The organism is Bradyrhizobium sp. Arg237L, from assembly GCF_029990105.1.
GTDB lineage: Bacteria > Pseudomonadota > Alphaproteobacteria > Rhizobiales > Xanthobacteraceae > Bradyrhizobium.
This window is the reverse complement of sequence record NZ_JAQMIL010000017.1, coordinates 76,785-95,614: the sequence shown is the minus strand read 5'-3', so window position 1 is coordinate 95,614 and position 18,830 is coordinate 76,785. Positions and strand designations below refer to the sequence as shown.

General features: G+C 59.6%; 16 protein-coding genes. 1 reads left to right on the top strand and 15 read right to left on the bottom strand.

Annotated features, from left to right (window positions below; all coding sequences use genetic code 11):
* Nucleotides 1-16: 16 nt before the first annotated feature.
* From OZ411_RS13115 to OZ411_RS13060, 12 genes are all read right to left on the bottom strand, one after another.
* Complete coding sequence (locus OZ411_RS13115) at nucleotides 17-1,006, bottom strand: FecR domain-containing protein (protein ID WP_282528277.1); 990 nt, start codon at nucleotides 1,004-1,006, stop codon at nucleotides 17-19.
* 8 nt (nucleotides 1,007-1,014) lie between these two features.
* Entirely contained in the window at nucleotides 1,015-1,536 is a 522-nt protein-coding gene (locus tag OZ411_RS13110; protein ID WP_282528276.1) for a sigma-70 family RNA polymerase sigma factor, read from the bottom strand.
* A gap of 20 nt (nucleotides 1,537-1,556) precedes the next feature.
* Complete coding sequence (locus tag OZ411_RS13105; protein WP_282528275.1) at nucleotides 1,557-2,249, bottom strand: STN domain-containing protein; 693 nt, start codon at nucleotides 2,247-2,249, stop codon at nucleotides 1,557-1,559.
* 730 nt (nucleotides 2,250-2,979) lie between these two features.
* The gene (locus tag OZ411_RS13100) at nucleotides 2,980-3,222 is read right to left on the bottom strand and encodes a hypothetical protein (protein WP_282528274.1); all 243 of its coding nucleotides are present in this window, start codon (nucleotides 3,220-3,222) and stop codon (nucleotides 2,980-2,982) included.
* A gap of 369 nt (nucleotides 3,223-3,591) precedes the next feature.
* The gene (locus tag OZ411_RS13095; RefSeq protein WP_282528273.1) at nucleotides 3,592-5,634 is read right to left on the bottom strand and encodes a hydantoinase/oxoprolinase family protein; all 2,043 of its coding nucleotides are present in this window, start codon (nucleotides 5,632-5,634) and stop codon (nucleotides 3,592-3,594) included.
* Between the two features lie 14 nt (nucleotides 5,635-5,648).
* Nucleotides 5,649-7,307 (bottom strand): hydantoinase B/oxoprolinase family protein, encoded by a 1,659-nt coding sequence (locus tag OZ411_RS13090; protein ID WP_130580666.1) that lies wholly within the window; start codon nucleotides 7,305-7,307, stop codon nucleotides 5,649-5,651.
* 84 nt (nucleotides 7,308-7,391) lie between these two features.
* The gene (locus OZ411_RS13085; RefSeq protein WP_130580665.1) at nucleotides 7,392-8,708 is read right to left on the bottom strand and encodes an aspartate aminotransferase family protein; all 1,317 of its coding nucleotides are present in this window, start codon (nucleotides 8,706-8,708) and stop codon (nucleotides 7,392-7,394) included.
* Nucleotides 8,709-8,729: 21 nt separating this feature from the next.
* Nucleotides 8,730-9,437 carry an ABC transporter ATP-binding protein gene (locus OZ411_RS13080; protein WP_282528272.1) on the bottom strand — a complete coding sequence of 236 codons (708 nt, stop codon included), beginning with the start codon at nucleotides 9,435-9,437 and terminating at the stop codon, nucleotides 8,730-8,732.
* On the bottom strand, nucleotides 9,424-10,161 hold the full coding sequence (locus tag OZ411_RS13075) for an ABC transporter ATP-binding protein (RefSeq protein WP_282528271.1): 738 nt from the start codon (nucleotides 10,159-10,161) through the stop codon (nucleotides 9,424-9,426). Before OZ411_RS13075 ends, OZ411_RS13080 begins: the two co-directional genes overlap by 14 nt.
* On the bottom strand, nucleotides 10,158-11,138 hold the full coding sequence (locus OZ411_RS13070; RefSeq protein ID WP_282528270.1) for a branched-chain amino acid ABC transporter permease: 981 nt from the start codon (nucleotides 11,136-11,138) through the stop codon (nucleotides 10,158-10,160). Before OZ411_RS13070 ends, OZ411_RS13075 begins: the two co-directional genes overlap by 4 nt.
* Before the next feature lie 4 nt (nucleotides 11,139-11,142).
* Nucleotides 11,143-12,018, bottom strand: a complete 876-nt coding sequence (locus OZ411_RS13065; RefSeq protein WP_282528269.1) for a branched-chain amino acid ABC transporter permease — start codon at nucleotides 12,016-12,018, stop codon at nucleotides 11,143-11,145.
* 66 nt (nucleotides 12,019-12,084) lie between these two features.
* Nucleotides 12,085-13,236, bottom strand: a complete 1,152-nt coding sequence (locus OZ411_RS13060) for an ABC transporter substrate-binding protein (RefSeq protein ID WP_282528268.1) — start codon at nucleotides 13,234-13,236, stop codon at nucleotides 12,085-12,087.
* 181 nt (nucleotides 13,237-13,417) lie between these two features.
* Here OZ411_RS13060 and OZ411_RS13055 point away from each other — a divergent pair, with 181 nt between their 5' ends.
* Complete coding sequence (locus OZ411_RS13055; protein WP_282528267.1) at nucleotides 13,418-14,197, top strand: IclR family transcriptional regulator; 780 nt, start codon at nucleotides 13,418-13,420, stop codon at nucleotides 14,195-14,197.
* 382 nt (nucleotides 14,198-14,579) lie between these two features.
* Here OZ411_RS13055 and OZ411_RS13050 read toward each other — a convergent pair whose 3' ends face one another.
* The 3 genes from OZ411_RS13050 to OZ411_RS13040 form a co-directional block, all read right to left on the bottom strand.
* The gene (locus tag OZ411_RS13050; RefSeq protein ID WP_282528266.1) at nucleotides 14,580-17,684 is read right to left on the bottom strand and encodes a DEAD/DEAH box helicase; all 3,105 of its coding nucleotides are present in this window, start codon (nucleotides 17,682-17,684) and stop codon (nucleotides 14,580-14,582) included.
* Between the two features lie 106 nt (nucleotides 17,685-17,790).
* A complete protein-coding gene (locus OZ411_RS13045; protein ID WP_282528265.1) occupies nucleotides 17,791-18,297 on the bottom strand; it encodes a hypothetical protein in 507 nt (168 codons plus the stop codon).
* Between the two features lie 125 nt (nucleotides 18,298-18,422).
* On the bottom strand, nucleotides 18,423-18,554 hold the full coding sequence (locus OZ411_RS13040; protein ID WP_282528264.1) for a hypothetical protein: 132 nt from the start codon (nucleotides 18,552-18,554) through the stop codon (nucleotides 18,423-18,425).
* Nucleotides 18,555-18,830 lie beyond the last annotated feature (276 nt).

Here is an 18,830-nt window from a genome sequence, read left to right as displayed (position 1 = left end):
TTTGCGACCGTGCCTATTAGGTTAGCACGACTACTCCTCCGGGAAGCGACGTGACCTTTGCCCCATAAGCCTCGCGAACGAGATTAATCAGATCATCCACGCGATCGAGCGAAATACGCGCTTCAACCGGCCGCCGACCGAGCGTCTCGTTCATGAGGATGATGCGCCCTTGCCTGTACCGATTGACTTCGTCAATGACCTCCGCCAACGGGGTCTGGCGGAACACCAACTGCCCTTCGCGCCACGCCATCACCACCGCAGGATCGACGGTAAGAACAGGTTCCAGCGCGCCGCGGGCATATATGGTCTGCTCACCACCATGCAGCGTCATCGACTTTCCTGAATAGTCGATGACCATCGAACCGCGATGACAGGTGACGATCGCCCGCCCCCCATCACATCGCAGGTTGAATTGCGCACTGGCGGCATAAAGACTGCCGCCCGCTGCAAGAACTGTAAGCCCCGCGGGAACTGTATCCGGTACAACAATCGCCGCCTCGCCCGAGACCAGTTCGATCTGCCGCTCGCCGGTATCGCGAACAATATTGAGGCTGCTGCGCGTGTTCAGCTCTACAGAGACACCGTTGTCCATCGCGATCTGACGACGTTCGCCGACACCCGTACGGTAGTCGGCGGCGAGTTCATAAGGAGATGGCCACAGTTCCAGGGGAGGCCGCAGCCCGAGATAGCCGATACCGGCGACAGAAGCGGCTGCGGCTCCGCCCAGAAACCACCGACGCGAAGCCGTGGCACCACGAGACCTGTCGCGCGCCGAAGCACCGTCGCTCGGCTTGCGACGCGCTGCAGTCCCGAGCCCCTCCCACAGAAGGTTGGCTTCAGCGAAGGCTGCGGCATGCGCCTTGCTGCGGCCACACCAGCTCTTCAGTGCTTCGGCGTCGGCAATCGTGGCGCGCCCCGAAGTCAAGCGCACAAGCCATTCCTGCGCTTCTCGTTCAAGCATGTCCTGTCTGTCGTCAACCGTTATGGTGGGATCTTCCTCGTGCATCCCGCCTCTCAAGACTCTTTCCGAGCGCCGGGACCGAACCTGCGAATAACTTTTCTTCCCAGACGGGCCGAACAATGTCGCAGCGCTTGAACAAGCTCTTTCTCGACCATCCTGATTGAAATGTTAAATCGCTGCGCGATGTCGTCATGCTTCATCTCGCTGACCCGCGCGAGCAGGAAGATCGCCTTGCGGCGGGGGGACAATTCGTCCAGTGCGGCCTCCAGCGACGCCACTTCATCCCGGGCCTCAGCGATACGTTCGGGATCGAGCACCCCATCCATCATATGGCGCACGATCTCGACTTCCGCAGGAGACAGCCTGCGGCTGTCCGCCTGCTTCTTGTCCGCGGCCACGTTAAGAGCCATGCGAAATAGGTACGATTCCGGCCGTCGTATTGCACCGACATCGCCGATGCTATCGATCCGAAGCCAGGTTTCGTGCAGCACTTCGGTCGCAAGTGCGTCCGAGCCCAACCGGCGGCGAAGGCGTTCCCAGAACTGCCGATACCCCGCCTCAAAGATGGCGCGCATGCGAATACTCGATCCCTCTGTCATTGGCGGGAATGAAGCATGTCCGCACACGTCAAGGTGTACGTCCTCGGCTGCAGCACGATGGTAACAGGTTGCGGCAGGCCCGGCGGAGGTGGCGCGACACTGGCGTTCGCCATGAACTTGGCAATGGATTCGTCGCGGTGTTCGTCTCCACTCGTTCCAAGCGGATGAAGCGCCTGGATGGTCCCGGCATCACCTATCCATATCTGAAACGCAGTGCGATATTGACCCGGCCGCGTCTCATCATTTTGGCAGAGAATGCTTTCGACCATGCTTTGAACGTGGGAGAAGTAAGCATCGTAGTCAGCACGACGCTGCTTCTGTGACTGCGCCGCCCCGTATTCCTGTTCAGACGCCTTCGGGCCGACCGTGAATGCGGTGGCACCGGCATAGCGGATCGAGAGGCCGGTCCCGGCCAGCAGAACACGCAAGGCGTCTGCGGGCAGCAAGCGCCCTTTGATCGCCGAGGATTGCAGCCCCTTGGCCAGTTCGGCATCGATCAAGGCAGCCATTCCGGTTCTATCTGCAAATTCGACCAAGGCATTTGCCAGAGGCTGCGACGGGATGTCAAAATTCTTCAACCCATCAAGCGCCAAGGAGAATTTGCTTCCCAGAAGCAAAAAGGTGATCAACGCCAGCGGCAGGCAACACTTAAAGCCCCGGTATTGCGCGAAAGCTAGCGCATCCGGCATCTGGATCTACCCCACCCTTCACAACACTGTCACACTTGATCGACCAGACCTTAGGCAGCGACTGTTACAATTGGATGTCAAGACCGGGATGATCCCACTCCGGCGGCCGCAACGCCATGCGCTCCACCGGTTACTGAGAAAACATCTTCGGTGAGAGCTTTTTTGGTTCATCGCTGCCGCAGCTTATGAACTGATGCTTTTTTCCCAAGTTAATAGCTGTCTGCTTTTCCTTTCGAGCTAGAACGCAGCCGTTCCAAAGCTTCTGGCAAGCCGCTCCTCGCGACAAACGCGAAGCGTTTGCGCGGAGATCATGCTCAAACAAAGAGCTAGAGCGGGATGACGATTCGAAGAAAAGTGGTCACGCTCTGGTGCACGCCGAATGGGACCGGGACGTGCCCATCGCGTCGACGCAAGAGTGCTTCCGCTCTCTCAAGTGGGCGCCCTACCGGCGATGGGTGGAAATCGGCGAAGGCACGCACATGGAGCTACTGGAGAAGAACCGCCTGCAGGCGTTCGATGCTATCAGCCAGTTCGTCGCCGAGAACCCTGCTCGAGGCGTTTCCACTCATAAGAAGCCAGCTGGAAGCGCGTGAAATGAAACCCTGAACACTTGCGGGTAGTAACATCCGCTGCGAGCAACAATGTGGGAGTAGACGAATAGCAAAAACGCCTTTCGTGTCAATTGCTTACGCCCTTGGTGCGCTCGAAGGCGGTCTCTTTTGTCGCGATATCAATGGGTTGCCAAGATATTCCAAAGCATAAGGTGCGCTTCAAGCCCATAAGTATCTTTGAGAAAGGCCGCCCAAAGAGCGGCTTTGCCGCCGCCTTTTCGAGAGAATCGCCCGTTGGCGGCGTGATCAGTATCGCGGCCGATCTTGCTCTTGAGATCGTTTGAAAAGCTGCCTCCCAGCACGCAGACGTGTTGGAGAAGGTGCTTTATTTTTGGCGAGTAGCGGGACCGGCGGTCGGCCAAGACTGGACACGGTGTTGCGCCTCGGACGCGAAACTAAAGCACAACTGGACTGTCCGATTGGCAACACCTGAGTTCGCAAGCGACCACACCTCAGTTTTGGATTTCGAAAAGTGAGCACGCGAACTCAGTGACGCTCGCTCGGTTCGCTCGGCCGCCTGGTCAATTCCATCAAGTGCCAGCCAACGTGAGCTAGCGTGGATCAGTCCAGTCCATCATGGTAAAGCTTGAGCTAGCAACCGGCAACAAGATCAAGGTCAAGGTCAATCAACGATAGTCCACTTTGCGCCATAAGCTGCCTTTCCGCCATGTCGAATTTTTGACCCAGAGCGGAAGTAGCGGACTCGAACGCTGAGCAGACTCGTCATTCAATCACCTGAGCCTAATGTCGAGCCATCCCAGATCGTTGACCTCGATTTGATCGCCCTCGCCAACGACGACGGTCGTCGTCTCAGCCTCCACTATTGCTGGGCCGTCGATTTTGTTGCCCGGTCGAAGCTGATCCGCATCGAATACTTCAACCTCTCGCCACTCGCCGAAAAATGCCTTTCGACTTCCTTTTGGTCTGCAGGGCGCCAAAGTCTTCTGCCCGCGCGCGACCTGTCCGACGCTCGGGACAGCGCCTACGGCAGCGACCCGCGCATTGACGAACACCGCTTCCTGATCCGGCGACGAGTATGTGTATAGCTCTTCGTGGCGACGATGGAATCGCTCCTCTATCCGATCGACGATGTTCTCCGACGTCCAATCAAGACCGTTTAGGGGGACATCAATCTGGAATATCTGCTCGCCATAGCGCATCTCGGCGGAGCGTTCGATTGCCACATCACCCCCAAACCATGACTTCAGACGGCTCGTGGCTTCTCTTTCCAGGTAGGCGAAGATGGCCCTGACCTCCTCGGGCGTAATCCGTTGGCCAGCGCTGTAATGCGTCCTGCTCACCTCGTACCTCAGATCGCTGGTCAACATGCCCCAGGCAGACAGTACCGAAGCCGCCGTCGGCACGATGATACGCTTGATCTCAAGTTCGCGCGCAACTTCTGCCGCATGCAGGCCCGCAGCGCCGCCAAAGCTCAGCAGCGCGAAACGCCGTGGATCGACGCCGCGTCGCAGAGTCATCAGACGGATACCGTCCGCCATACGCAGATTGACCATTCGATAGATTCCAGCCGCTGCATCGTCCCGAGATAGCTCGAGAGCTTTCGCGAGACGGTCGACTGCCGCTTCGGCGGCTGCGCGATCGAGCGGCCGCTTTCCACCCATGAACGCAGATGCGTCGAGATAGCCGAGAATGACATTGGCATCAGTAACAGTCGGTTCGACGCCGCCGTTGCCGTAGCAAGCCGGCCCTGGCACGGACCCTGCGCTCTCTGGCCCGACGCGGACCGTACCACCCACGTCCAGGGTGGCAATCGAGCCTCCACCGGCGGCGATGCTCGCAATGTCGAGGCTCCGTAGCGCAATGCGTTGGTCGGCAAGCCCTCCCTCAGCCGACAGCGACGCGCGCCCGTCCGTAATCAGCGAGATGTCCGTACTGGTTCCCCCCATGTCGAATGGCACGAGATCGGGAATTCCGAGCAGTTCCGCACAGCGTCGGCATCCCGAGATGCCGCCCGCCGGGCCGGACAGAACAGTACCGGCGGCCAGCCGCGCGGCTTCCTCGAGCGGAGCCATCCCGCCGTGCGAAAGAATGATAAAAAGGCTACTGGCCAGGCCCGCGTCTTTTAGCCGGGCTTCCAGATTGGTGAGATAGCGTCGTACCGCCGGCCCGACGTAAGCGTTCACGATCGTTGTCGAGACGCGCTCGTACTCCTTGATCTGCGGCAACACATCGCTCGAGCGAGAGACGTTGACTTCCGGCAGTTCGCGCTTCAGTCGTTCGACGGTCGAAATTTCGTGCGCAGGATTGCGGTAGGCATGCAAGAAGCATACAGCCACCGAGCTTACTCCGGCGGTGCGGATTGCCGAGATCGCCTCGCCGAGCGAGTCTTGATCGAGTGGGATCGACACTTCGCCGTCCGGTCTAACGCGTTCACGCACACCGAAGCGCAGTTCACGCGGTACCAGGGGCGAAGGGGGTGGGATGCGGAGATTATAGCGATCTCCCTTAAGGCCCTCTCGCATCTCGATAACGTCTCGATGGCCTTCCGTAGTGAGAAGCGCCACCTTTGCCCCCTTCCGTTCGAGCAATGCGTTCGTCGCGACCGTTGTCCCGTGCACCAGGCGGTTCGTTTTGGCGAGCATCTCCGCTCGCGGCATCTTTAGCCGACTTGCGAGTTCCTCAAGTCCATTCATGACACCGATAGACTGGTCTGCAGGCGTTGACGGCGATTTCGCGAACACGGTGTTGCCGTCGCGATCAATTGCAACGAGGTCAGTGTACGTACCACCAACATCGATTCCGATCGTAAACATCTTCAGGATACCCGCTAAATCGTTGTAATTTTTGTCGTAACGCCCTGCGCCAAGTCGGCTTCGCGCGCTTCAGCCGACCGTTGCCCAGGTGGGCCCCATCCTCCGCCACCGGAGGAGCGAACCTCGAAGCAGTCGCCGGGAAGGACTTCGATGCCGACCTCCTTGGTCCGCAGCACGCGCGGCGCGCGGCCTTTCGACACGAGGGTGTACTGATGCGGAAGCCCGTCGCTGCCGCCGAGCATCCCGCATGCTCCATGCTTCGTACCCTCGCCTGCCGTGTTCGCTCGCGCAGGTTTGGCCGTTTCCACGACGAGATCCAACGATACGCCGAGGCCACCACGAAACTTGCCGTCTCCGCCGGAGTCCGGGCGAAATTCGTGATGTCGGAAATGGAGCGGAAACCGGGCTTCGTCGACCTCGATGCTGCCGAATTTGATGCCCCCGACCGTATGCCACTCGCCGATCGATGACCAACCATCGCCCGCCGACGACGCGCCTCCGCCGGGTCTCGCCTGAAACAGATGCCAGATGAAATTGCGTCCTGTGCGCGGATTCTCACCTTGGATGGCGATGCGGAACCTGCGGCTCCACCCGGCCATCGCGCGATCGGGACACGATTGGGAAAGCGCTTTGACGATGGCTTCCACGATTTCATTCGACGGATGGCTGGTGCACATCGTAACCGGACGACCAGGATCAGCCCATACGATCGTACCTTGTTTTGCAACGACCTTCAGCGGCCGAAGGGCGCCGGCATTCTTGGGAATATCTGCGTCGATCAGATAGGCAAACGCCATAACGACCGCAGCCTGCATATTGGCGTGCGACGAATTGACGAAACTCGTCGACTGCGGATCCGACCCCGAAAGATCGACCTCGATATCGGACCCCTTCTTAGTCACCTTCGCGGCGATTTTAATGTCGCTTCGGCCATGACCGTCATCGTCAAGATACGCTTCTCCGTAGAACGTACCGTCCTGCCACGTCGACAGGACTGCCCGCGTCTGTTGTTCAGCCGCGTCGAGAATTGTTTCGACGGCCGCTTCGACGACCTCTCCACCAAACTCGTCGAACAGTCGTCTCACCCGGCGTTCGCCAAGGTGCGCCGCCCCAACCATGGCCGCGAGATCGCCGCGGAAATCGCGCGGATTGCGCACGTTAAGTGCCAGCATGTCGAGCAAATCGTCGCGAAGTTTGCCGCCTTCATAGAGACGGATCGGCGGTACGCGCAATCCTTCCTGCCAAATGTCGGTCGCGCCCGGATTGTAGGCACCGTGGGTAGCTCCGCCGATATCGCTTTGGTGTGCGCGCACGATGGTCCAGTACAGCCTTCGCTCTCCATCGAAGACTGGCACGAACGCGGTAAGATCCGGCAAATGGCTGCCACCATGATAGGGATCGTTGAGCAGCAGAACGTCCCCGGGCTTGATGTCCTTGAAGCGCTCCTCGATCGCAAGCGTTGCCCAGGACAGCGCGCCGACATGGACCGGAATATGATCCGCCTGCGCAATCAACCGCCCATTTACGTCGCAGATCCCCAGCGAGAAGTCGCGGCTGGAATTCAGGATCTGGGAGTAAGATGTACGCAGCATCGCCTCGCCCATTTCGTTCACGATCGAACTCAGACGATGCTGGACAACGGAACGGGTGATAGGATCAATCTTCGAGGTCATCGCGGGCCTGCTAGTAGGAAAGAGGGTCTCTATCCGGCGTCAACTGAACGCCGGTCGGAGCATTTCACGGTACAAAGGGCTTGATCAGCCGAACGCGGCGACCTCCCCCAGTGACTCCGCAGCCGCCTTCACGATCGTATCGACGTCAGCATCTGTCATCGGCAACGACAGCGCCATCAGGCCGTAGCTTGCGACGAATATCCCGCGATTGAGCAGCCCGGCGTTGAACACGGCCTGGCGCTTCGCTTCCGTCTCGTTCAAGTAAGCCGATCGATAGTCGCGGACGTTGCGATTAGTGAAGTGGATCTTAAGAAGCGAGCCCAATCCAACTGCGGTGCCGGCGACGCCCGTCTTCCGGAAAGCCGCGTTGATACCCTCGCGAACCGTCGTGCCGATCTTATCGAGTCGTGAATACGCTGCTGCATCGAGCAGCTTCATAGCGGCAAGACCGGCGCGCATAGTTACGGGATTAGCCGAAAAGGTGCCGCCGTGCGGGAGCGCCGGCTTGCCGGAAGATGGATCGAAGACCGACATGAACTCTTTACCGCCGGCGATTGCGCCGACCGGGAACCCGCCGCCGATGATCTTGCCGAGAGTAGTCAGGTCCGGCTCGATACTCCAAAGCCCTTGTGCACCCTCATAGCCGAGACGGAATGAGATGACCTCGTCGAATATGAGCAGCGCACCGACTTCCCGCGTTACCTGGCGGAGCGCTTCCACGTAGGCCTTATCCGCCGGAACCAAACCTGCGCGGTTCGGCATCGGATCGACGAGCACACAAGCGAGCTCGGGGCCATGTTCACGGATCAGGCTCACAGCAGCTTCGACATCGTTGAACGGAATTGTCACGACGTCCGTGAGCACGTTCTCGGGCGTGCCCTTGGCATAGGCTACTGATACGGGCGCGTTGCCACCCCAGGCCGCGGGCGTCGGGTCGAGGCTGACTTCAGCATAGTCATAAGAGCCATGATAAGCGCCCTCGCACTTCGCGATCTTCGGCCGGCCCGTGTAGGCGCGCGCGGCCTTTAGCGCCATCATCACCGCCTCGGTGCCAGAGTTGCAGAAGCGGACGTGATCGACCGATGGCAGCCTTGCTGCCAGCAATTCGGCGAGATCGACTTCGGACTCAGTCGGCATGCCGAAGGCCGAGCCTAGCGCGAGCTGTTTGGTCGCTGCCTCGATAAGAGCGGGATGAGCGTGACCATGGATCAGAGACGTGAAGTTGTTGATACAGTCGATATATTCGTTGCCATCGATATCCCAGACGCGGCAACCAGCGCCCGAAGCAGCGTAGATCGGAAACGGCTTCATATAGACAGTGGTACGCGTATTGCCACCCGGCAGGCTTTTCAGCGCTCGCTGATAGAGATCTCGCGATTGGGAATGATTGGCGGGATACATGTTGCCTCCTTGATTCTGGCTTCAACGGCCCAGATAAGCTTCGCGCACACGCGCATTTTGCTTGAGTTCGTCTGCTGGCCCTTCGAGCACAATGCGCCCTGTCTCCAGCACATAGGCGCGATCGGCGACCGAGAGCGCGAGCACTGTGTTCTGCTCCACAACCAGGATGGTCAGACCGGTCTCGCCGATGCGGCTGACTTGTTCGTAAACCTCTTCGGCGAGCCGCGGCGCCAAGCCCAGCGATGGTTCGTCGAGCAGCAACAATTTGGGACGAGCCATCAGGGCGCGACCGATCGCGAGCATTTGCTGCTCTCCGCCCGATAATGACCATCCAAGTTGTCGCCGGCGTTCCTTAAGGCGCGGAAATAATCCAAAGACGCGATCGAGATCGGCCGCGATCGACTGCCGCCAGCGGCGCCAACTGACGGTCGCAAGGGTCAGGTTCTCCTCGACCGACAGTCCAGGAAATATTCGCCGGCCCTCGGGCGCCTGCGCAATTCCAGCCGAAACGCGTTCGTCGGTGGACCATCCGGCGATCGAGCGCGCTTCGAATCTTATGTCTCCCGACGAGACCCCGTTGAGTCCGGAGATCGCATGCAACAAGGTCGTCTTGCCGGCGCCATTGGCACCGATAAGTGCGACCGTTTCGCCAGCTTCGACCTGGAGGGTCACGCCCTGCAGCGCTATGATATCGCCGTGCGCGACCACGAGATCGTTACACGACAGCATGGACATATCCTTCGCCCAGATAGGCAGACAGTACGGCCGGGTTTGCCTGAATCTCCGCTGGAGTTCCCTCGGCGATCTTGCAGCCAAAATTGAGAACAAAGATGCGCTCAGCGAGCCGCATGACCATCCCCATGTTGTGTTCTATCAACACCACGGCGAGGCCGTGCGCCGCGCGCAACTCTGTGAGGCGGTCAATTAGTTGATCGACCTCGCCGGAATTCAGGCCGGCCGCTGGCTCGTCCAGCAAGAGAACGTGCGGCCGGCAGGCCAGCGCACGTGAGAGTTCGACCATTCGGCGCCGGCCGTACGAGAGCGATCCGATGGCCTCGTGTGCCTCGTTTGCCAACCCCATTTGCTCGATGATTCCCATCGAGACTTCGCGCAGGCCGGACTCGCTAAGGTCGCTACGGATCGCTGCACCGGTCATCACGTTTTCAAGTACGCTAAGGCGCGCGAACACGCGCCCGTGCTGAAACGTACGGCCGAGGCCGGAACGAATACGTTTGTTAGTGGCCATGCGCGTGACCGCCTGACCATCGAGAAGCACCTGCCCCTCATCTGGCATCGCCAAGCCTGTCAGGACGTTCAACAGCGTGGACTTTCCGGCGCCGTTAGGCCCGATGACCGCGACGAACTGGCCCTTTTCGACGGTCAGATCCACGTCCGTCAGCGCAGCGAGGCCGCCATAGCGCTTGTGAATGCTTCGTGCTTCCAAGACATTCATGACGTCGCCTCCGGAGTACGAACAGACGCAAGGATTGGACTTCTCGCTGAACGACGGCTCAGGCGCTGCCCGAGGCCAACGAGCCCCGTAGGAAGAAACACCAGGATGCAAAGCACAAGCAGACCGAAGAAGAACAGGTAAGCGGTGCCGAGAAAGCGCAACCATTCTGGCAGAAACGTCAGCAGTACCGCCCCGAGGATAGCACCTACGATGGTGCCTTCCCCGCCGACGATCAGCATGGCTAGGTATGTGATCGAATGCGCGTAAGTGAAATCCTCAGGCGCGACGAAGCGCACGTGGAGGGCAAACAGACATCCGGCAACGGCGGCGCAGATGGCAGAAAGTACGAATGCAGTAATCTTGGCGCGCGTTGTATCGATGCCAGTCATCTCGGACGCGATCTCGTCGTCGCGCACTGCCATCATCTCGCGACCGCGGCGGGACCTGTGCAGTACGGCCGCTGCGGCAGCGATTAGCGCGAGGACTGTCAGCGCAAGCCACAAGAATTGATGTTCGCTTGAGAAACTGAGCGACCCTAGCCTTAATTCCGGGATCCGCGCGATACCATTGGTGCCGCCTGTGAGCGCTATCCAATTCGATGTCACGATGTAGAACGAGACGTTGAGGCCGAGCGTCGCCAGCGCGAGATAGTGACCGCGCAATCGAAGCAATGGGTAGCCAATCAGACCAGCAGAGACTGCTGTCGCCGCGATCGAGACGGGGGCCGCGAGCCACGGGGACCATCCGCAAGTGGTGGTCAGGATGGCCAAACCGTAGCCGCCCATGCCGACGAAGGCAGCATGACCGAGCGAGATCAAACCGGCATAGCCAAAGGCAAAGTTGAGCCCGATCACCGCTACCGCGGAGATCAGTGACAAATTCAGCAGGCGAAGATGGTATTCCGGAAGGACGATACCGGAAAGCCCGCCGATCACAATGACCGCCGCAGCGATCTGCACGGGGATACGCATCGCCATCCGATCAGCCTCGATCCTGGATCTTCTCGCCGAAGACGCCCTGCGGACGCACCAGCAAAAAGATGATCATTATGCCGAAGGAGATTAGATCCTTGTACGCGGACGAGACGTAGGATGCGCCGAGGACTTCACTCAAGCCAACGAACAGGCCGCCCACGATGGCCCCCGGCAGACTTCCAAAGCCACCGATGATGGTCGCAGCGAAGGCCTTCAATGCGATCGGATCACCCATGTTGACGTCCGCGAACCACATTGGTCCGAGCATTAGTCCCGCGACGCCCGCGAGTACCGCCGCGAGGATCCACGATAACGCAAGTAAGCGGTTGACTTTGAGACCCATCAACTTGGCGGCCTGCACATCCTGCGCGACGGCTCGCATCCCCACGCCAACCGAAGTGCGATTGAAGAGAAGCCATAATCCGGCGACCATCACTGCGGTCACAGCGACCACGCCAAGGGCGTGCGTGGAAATGATCGCGCCGCCGAGAGAGACCGCGCTGTCTTCGACGGGAGACGGCAGGCGGAACGGCCACGACCCAAACGACAGTAACGCGGCGTTCTGCATCGTGATGCTAACGGCAACGGTCCCGATGATGATCGTCACAACCGAACCACGTCGTAGAGGCAGATAGACCGAGATAAAGAACAAGGCCCCGAACAGCGCCATGATGAGGAGCGCCGCGCAATATGCAAATGGCCAGGGAAGTTGAGCGTTGATGAGCGTCGCAACGCCGGCGAACGTTCCGAACATTACGAATTGACCGGCCGCGAAATTCACCACTCCAGTAGCAGAGTAAACGATCACGAAGCCGATCGCAGCGAGCGCGTACACGCTGCCGATCGCCAGTCCGTTGATTAGAAGCTGAACGAAGTCCGCCATGACGTACCTACACGGTCTCGGCCTGCGGCCGGCTTGCCGAACCGCAGACCATTTCGTTGTAAATGACTAGTTGAGCGTGACAGGCTGCACGAGTTCTAGGGTCTTTGTGCCAGGCTTCGCTTTCACAACAGCAAGATCGCGAACGCCGTTGCCTTTGCTATCGTACGAGTAGACGTGCCCAATGCCCTGCCATCCCTTGACCGAGGACAACCATTCGCGCAGCGCTTTCGGATCGGTTCCGACCTTACGCATACCGTCGGCCATCAGCATCGCTCCGTCATAGTACGCAAGCCCGTAGGGATCTGGATCAACTCCGAACTTCGACTTGAAGCGCTCCACGTAGTCCTTCATCCGACCACCGACACTGACGTCCATGAAAGCATCGACCACCCCCCAGACACCCTCGAGGTCTGCTGGTGAAAGAAGCTGCGTCGCGGCGGGTACCAGTGCAGCAGAGGACGTAACGAGCGGCATCTTGAAGCCGAGCTGCTTGGCCTGGCGGAGCACCAGCGCGCCATCTTGCGGATAGTTGAAGATCAGAATGGCATCCGCGCCCTTGTTGCGGAGACTAAGGAGCTGCGCGGAGAAGTCCTTGTCGTTCTGACCATAGGCTTCCATGCCGGCGACCGGGATGCCTGCGGCCTCGAAGCGCTTGGCGGCCGTCTGCGCACCGCCCTGGCCGAAGTCGTTCTGGATATAGAGAATTCCGGGCTTCTTCACCTTGATGACGTCGACAGCAGCCTTCACCATTCCTTCGGCCGAAACGCTGTCAGCGGGACGGATGCGAAACATCCATTCATTTCCGTTTTCGGCCACGACGTCGGCACCGCCCGCATACATCGCTGGCACTTGAACTTTGCTTAGCTCGGGCGCGGTTGCGAGATTTTGCGTGGAGTAGCTCGACAGAAAAAAGAACGCGGGCTTGGTCTCCTGGGCCAGCTTTACGAATGCGTTGACCGCGGTTCCGTTGGACGCCTGCGTGTCCTCGAACACGATCTTGATCTGACGACCGTTTATACCCCCCGCTTTATTGATGTCCTCTTCGGCCATCGAAAGGGAGTTTTGGTACTGCTTGCCCGTCAGCGACAGCGGCCCCGTCATCGGGACGGTAGCGCCGATCAGGATGGGCCCACCCTGCTGAGCTTGAGCCGCACCGACGAACGACAGCATCGCTGCTCCGATCGTCGAGCTGAGAAAGGCCTTCCGCGTGATCTTCATGTCGCCTCCTGGAATGAAATAACCTTGTCCATCACGCCCAATGGAGTCGCACGAGGCTTGACAGACGTTCCGTTTTCCGGAACATTATCCCGAATAACGAAACGGTAGACGGCCTCCTCGTCAGGTGTCAAGCCGTTCATTTTTGCTTGCGCCGCACAAAAATTGATCGGATCACATGCAGATGGATGACAATTCGCCCGGCCCGCTGGCTCGATACATCGACGTGCTCGAAGTGATTGCCGCCTTCCCTGGCACGATCACGCTCGCCGACGTCTCATCGATTCTCGAACTCCCCAAGACAACCGCGCATCGACTGCTGAAGGGACTGGTTCGATCAGGACTAGCAGTCGAAGCGGAAGCAGGACGCACCTATTCCGTGGGCGATAGGCTAACGCGCTTACTTCATGCGAGCGCGGACGATGGCTGGTACGCGTCGCTCGCCGGTCCCCATATTCATGCTTTGACGGAGGCGTCCACCGAGACTTGCTATCTCGCACGCCTCGTTGGGTCGCGCGTACTGGTAGCTGTTTCATATTCGCCCGATGTGAGGTGGCGCGGATATGTTCAGCCGGGAATCGAGATGCCCGTGAATGCCGCAGCGACTGGCAAGGCCATCATGGCATTTCAGAGCAAAGAACTGATCGCTGAAGCTCTCTCAAATGAGCTTCCTAAGCCGACCGTCAATTCACACACCAGCCGAAAGTGGATTGATCAGGAGTTCGCGAAGGTCAGAAGAATGGGCTACGCCACCTGTATTGGGGAAATCGACGAAGGACTTGCGGCGCTTGCTGTCCCCGTCGCGCTTTCGGATGGCACAGTTCTTCAATCAGTAGGCATGACTGGGCCGCTCGAGCGAATTATGAACAAGCAGATGGAAGACCGGCTTGGAGCTCTGCGGGAAACTGCAGCCGCACTCTCGAAGGCGCTATCCCGAGGAATGGCTGTAAATAGTCGACGTTGAGACGTCCCTATCGGTTCGCGTCAGTGCCAAGGCGCGCGCCTAGAGCCAGCTGTCGGCTGTTGGCCCTTTGGCGACTTGTGCGTCCGATCGAAAGTCCGTTTCGCGCCAAGAGCGGTCGGTCCTGTAGCCGGACGGCTCCCGCGGCGGTCCACAGCAACGTATCTCAGACAAGTCGCGCCAACGGTCTCAATCATCGTTTGGAGTTGAGCAAAGGCCCGAGCGAGGAGTGCGACACTTTCAAGACCGAAGTCGCTCGTCAGCGCCCCCAATCCCTCCCCTTAGAGCTCTGATCGTCGCTCACGGCTGCTTCCGAGCGGTTGGGTAACTATGTCGTTGCGTTGCTCGCGCTCATCGCCCGCCGCACTCTGCGGCTTTTCAGGCTTCACTCGTCCAGAAGGTCCAGGAACTCTTCCGCCTTGCCAAGCGGCCCGACGCAGCGCTCGCTGGTGTGGACGACCCTATCGCCGTCGCGTTGGAACGATCGCGCTCTCGACTTTCGTAGCCGTCCCGGCAGGAATGTCGCGGCGACTGCCTCCTGACCGACATCCAATCTTACGATGCCGCGTCGCCTGCAGTCGATCCTGAGCCTTGCGGCAGCAAAGAAATCGCGGACTGCCGGCGGCAATTTGCCGAACCGTCGCTGCGTCTCCTCCTCCAAGTCATCCAGTTCGTCCTCACTTCGACACCTGGCTGCACGAGCGTAGATTTCCAGCCTGACCGGCTCCGATTGCACGAAGCTTGGCGGCAACATATCCGCGATCGGAAGATTGAGGTCGGGCACCCACAGGTCGGCGGCACTGTCGTGGGCTTTCTCCGAGGCCAGTTTCAGAAGGTGGCTGTAGAGCACGGGACCGAAAACCTGCACATGGCCCGACTGCCGCTCGGAAAGCAGATCCCCTGCCCCTCTGAGGTCTAGATCTCGAGCACTGATCGCAAAGCCCGCACCTGGCCTATTGAACTCCTCCAGAACAGCCAACCGTTTCTCGGATCGCTCCGAGTTTGAATCCGTCAACAGATACGCAAACGCGCGAATGCCACCGCGTCCCACCCTACCCCTGAGTTGATGGAGTTGCGCGAGACCGAACCGCTCGGGCCAGCAGACCACGATCGTGTTCGCACGTGGGATATCGAGACCGCTTTCCACGATATTGGTCGCCAGCAGAACGTCCGCGCGGCCTTCGACGAAACTCATCATCCGGTCGTCAATTTCGTCGGCAGACAATCTGCCATGGAGACAAACGATGCGAAGATCCGGGGCCATCGCTTGCACGCGCGCCAGCATCGGATCGAGATCCTGGATACGTGGACAAATCAAGAAGCTCTGCCCGTGACGTCTTTGTTCACGCGACAAGGCCGCGACGATGGCAGCGTCCGAAAGCGGAGCGATCTTTGTCAGGACGGGAAGGCGATGAGCGGGCGGAGACGCAATGACACTGAGATCCCTGAAGCCCGCGAGACCCGCCGCGAGCGTCCTCGGTATCGGCGTGGCGCTCATCCAAAGCGTATGGATACCCTTGGCCAGCTCTGAAAGCCTTGCCTTCTCTGCTGCGCCAAAATGCTGCTCCTCGTCGATGACAATCAGACCAAGGTCGGCAAACTTCACGTCCTTCGAGGCGAGAGCCTGCGTTCCGACCACAACCTTCAGCCTTCCGCTCTTTAGCCCTTCCCTCGTCCGCCGTGTCTCCGGCGCTGATGTGGCCCGCGACAGGCTTCCCACCTCAATACCGAACGGAGCAAACCGTTTGCGAAACGTCGCGACATGCTGTCTTGCCAAAACAGTTGTCGGCACCGCGATTGCCACCTGTCTCCTCGACAGTACGACTGCGGCCGCCGCTCGCAAGGCAACCTCGGTCTTACCAAATCCGACGTCGCCGCAGATGACCCGATCCATAGGGTGCCCCGATGCGAGATCATCGAGGACGTCCCGAATGGCTTTCGCCTGGTCGACCGTCGTGAAATAGGGAAAACGAGCGACGAACCTCTCGTAAGCCGGGCCTGGTGGTACGAGTTTGGCTGCCCTCCGCCGGCGACGCTGACCGATATGTCTGGCGAGTTGCTTTCCGGCGATTTGAATTTCCTGCTCCGCCTCGGTGCGCCGAGCCCACCATGTACTCCCGTCGGCTTTGTCCAGCGTCAGCTCGCCGGGCTCCGATGCGTAGGGCCAAATCAGGGTCAGGTCGGCGGGCGGAACGAGAACGGCATCATCTCCTGCAAATACGAGCCGGATCGTTTCGTGCGACGATACGCCCCCCATCGCCACCGTCTGCAATCCATCGAGCAACGCCAGTCCTCGCTGCAGATGAACGACCACGGCGCCCGGCTCGGGCACATCTGCCCGGTCGAAGGCGGCATTCCAGGCCCTGGCCATGGGCTGCGGATGATGGGCCCTGCTCCCGAGCACATCGGAAGCCGTCACAACGACCAAGGGCTTCCGGCCAGCCTCGACAAATCCCGCATCGAAGTCGGCCAGAATCGCCGCTTCGCGATTGCGTCCGGCCGTCGCCTCGTTCCAGTTCGAAAAGCGCTCAGCCTTGACCCCACTCATCCGCTCCATGGCGCGCAGATCTTCCTCCTGCGCCGCTACGAAGATGAGGCGCGAACCGGCGCGTCGTGTCTCGTCGACGAACGCTCGCAGAGCCTTTCTGGGTGAAGCGACCTTCGAAAAGTCCGGTGTGGGGATGAAAGCTGCCTTGCGGGACAGCACCTTCATGCGTTTGGTGGCCTGCTTCCATTCGCGCCTGCCAAGGTATTCGCGCTCCCTGTCCGTGCGACTGGCCGCCTCCTCGATCGTGCTCAACCAACTCTCGGCGTGCGCCGGAACCGTCGCATCGGCGATCCACTTGGCCCGGCCACAATAGTCAATCAGTGTCGCGCGCTTTCCGCGTTTGCTTCCGAACGCTAGGCGCTCCGACATCGGATCAATGACGAGCTCCTTCGCTTCGAAAACAACCTCGTGCTCTGTCGGGTTGAAGGACGAAATCCGCCGTATCACCTGGCCCGCATGTTCCACGCGGAATGGACCGAGTGCGCCGGCGGGAAATATCTCGAAAGTCTTCCCGTGGAACAGCGCGCTGCCAGGATACTCCGCCTCATCATCGAGGTCGTATCCGAGAACCTCCAGCCGCGACCGGAGGTCCTGCTGGGAGAATGTAGCGCCCACCTTCAGATGGAGACTTGAACGAGACCAAGTCGCCGGTGGCGGCAGGCGCTCCATCACCGCCTCCGCCGTGGACACCAGCAGGATTGGCTCCTCGGGCCTGGCGAGGCGCCGCAAGACCGAGCTCCGTCTGCCGGCGATTTCGTGTGACGGCTCCAACTGATCGAACGGCAGGGTGTTCAGCCGCGGAAAAACCAGCACCTCGCACGAGCGGTCGAGATCATGAATGACGCCGCCGAGCCGCTCGGCTCTGTTCTCGTTCTCGGCAAGAAAGACAATGCCATGGCTGCCAGACTTTCTCCATTGCGCGAGCAGATGGAGAGCCATCATGCCGAGCGGGGACGCAGAAGCGATCGCAGTCCGCGTAGGGGTCTTTCGTTTCTTTGCGCGACTCTCCGCAGGCGCCTTGCGGAGTTTCCCTCCAATCGATTCGCCCCTACGAACTAAAACCGGCATGACGATTCTTTGAGGATTCGTTCAGGAGGCCAGCAAGCCTGAGACCTTCGAGAATGCCTTCGAGCCGCTGTTCCCGAATCATCGCGGCAAGCATTGAAACGGCGTCCGTTTGATGAACGGTGAAGTCAATGTCAGGCGATCTCTGAGACAAGATATCGATGAGCGTCGGCACATCAGCCTCGTGATGGCGCAAAACCGAGACTGCTTCCTCCGCGAGATAGTCAGCGATATCTCCGTTGGGTGGCGGATCAAACTCGAACTCGGCCTCCGCGCGCTCCTTGATCGATCGTCGTATCCGCTCACTTTGCTGCTTTGTCGCCATCGAGAGCAGGAACACCGCATCCGCGAGCTTTTCCCGCGGCATGCTTCTCAACTCGGCAATCCGGGCCTGGATGTCCCCGCCGGAACTCTTGTTGCGCTCGTACCCTTGCTGTACCTGCCGTGCATCACGTGCGCGAGATCTGCTCTTCTGCCTTCGAAACATCATCATGCTCTCCGACAGGCGATATATCGCGGCGAACTGGTTAGATGAAAGCGCAAAATTGCGAACTGCTGGGCGACAAGCCACGCCACTTTCTCGGGTCAGCGGTTCACTCCGCGCTAATGTAGATGTCAAAACACGTCTATTTCGCGATCCGCTTTGGTTTGCGCATCGTAGACCTTGACTTGCAGCATCGGAAAGCGCCGCTTCAAATCCTTAGCCCCGCCCTCAACGCCGTCCCTCGTTGCGAATTCAGTCTTCACACGACCATCCACGAGGATGGCATAACCGGTTGTAGGGAGATCTCGGGTTGATTTCCGCATATTCGACCCACGCCATGAAAATGGAGCTTCGCCTGCCTTAGGCTCTTAGCGCATAGGATGAGTCTCGCGGGCTAGACAAGACCAAACAACCGTGACTTCTGTTGGCAGCCATTCCGAGACATATGCGGGCGATGTCCGCTTTGCCCCAAGAGCTGCATTTCCCTGGCGCATTTTGTCCCGAGGCCGAACTGCCCCGTTGATGCGAACAGTCGGCTC